1 protein-coding gene is annotated in these 515 nt (G+C 53.8%); it reads right to left on the bottom strand.

The window, feature by feature from the left end:
* Window positions 1-14: 14 nt before the first annotated feature.
* A partial coding sequence (locus ACOCD2_RS26210) for an integrase core domain-containing protein (protein WP_293654035.1) occupies window positions 15-515 on the bottom strand: 501 nt, incomplete at its 5' end.

Raw genomic sequence — 515 nt, 5'->3', positions numbered from 1 at the left:
CGTAAGCTTCCCCGTCAAGTGGACAGCTCAAAAGTAGAGATTCTGGCCTTTTCAAGGGCCTCAATGGGTGTCATCCCACCGAGACTGTCGTGATCTCGCTCTTCGTTGTATTCCAGCATCCATGCCCACGTCATTTCCCTGACCTCATCCAGATCCCGAAACAACCAGGTGTCGAGCACCTCTGTCCGGTAGCTCCGGTTAAAACGCTCAATATAGGCATTCTGATTCGGCTTGCCCGGTTCAATATAGTCAATCGTGATCTTGTTCTCCTTGCACCAGCTGGTGAAACATTCACCCAGGAATTCCGGGCCATTGTCTGTACGCAGCACGTCCGGCAGGCCGCGTTCCGCTTTCAGCTGCTCGAACACCCGTACCAACCGCGCACTCGGCAATGAGGTATCAATTTTAATGGCAAGGGCCTCCCGGTTAAAGTCGTCCAGAACATTGAAGGCTCGGAACCTCAGGCCGTGATACAGCGCATCGCTCATGAAATCGGCTGACCACACCTGGTTGGG

The organism is Thiolapillus sp., assembly GCF_048562965.1.
GTDB classification, from domain to species: Bacteria; Pseudomonadota; Gammaproteobacteria; order Chromatiales; family Chromatiaceae; genus Thiolapillus; species Thiolapillus brandeum_A.
The sequence above is the reverse complement of the archived record's forward strand: the minus strand, read 5'-3'. Positions and strand labels throughout refer to the sequence as shown.